At 66.1% G+C, this 567-nt stretch carries 1 pseudogene; it reads left to right on the plus strand.

What is annotated here, in order from left to right:
• Positions 1 to 435: pseudogene (locus WS49_RS21005) on the plus strand (glutamine synthetase); the annotation flags it as partial.
• Between the last annotated feature and the right edge of the window lie 132 nt (positions 436 to 567).

The raw sequence follows: 567 nt of genomic DNA on the forward strand, positions 1-567 counted from the left end.
TACATCAACTCGTACCGCCGGCTGTCGCGCTTCATGGCCGCGCCGATCAACGTGCAGTGGGGCTACGACAACCGCACCGTCGGCTTTCGCATCCCGCAGTCGACGCCGGTCGCGCGGCGCATCGAGAACCGGATTCCGGGCGTCGACTGCAACCCGTACCTCGCATTCGCGGCGACGCTCGCGGCCGGGTATCTCGGTCTCACGCAGCAGCTCGCGCCGACCGAACCGATCGCGTCCGACGGTTACGACCTGCCGTATCAGCTGCCGCGCAACCTCGAGGAGGGCATCTCGCTGATGGCCGCTTGCGCGCCGCTCGCGGACATTCTCGGCAACAAGTTCGTGAAGGCGTATCTGGCGCTGAAGGAAACCGAATACGAAGCGTTTTTCCGCGTGATCAGCTCGTGGGAACGCCGCCATCTCCTGCTGCACGTGTGAGCGAGCGGCACCGACCTGCGGAGGCAACATGACAGAACGAAGCGAAGCCGTCGCCGCGCGCTCGACCGCCGAATACCGCGCGCTCGACGCCGCGCACCACATTCACCCGTTCTCCGACATGGGCGCGCTCCA

The organism is Burkholderia sp. RF7-non_BP4 (assembly GCF_001521935.1).
GTDB lineage: Bacteria > Pseudomonadota > Gammaproteobacteria > Burkholderiales > Burkholderiaceae > Burkholderia > Burkholderia diffusa.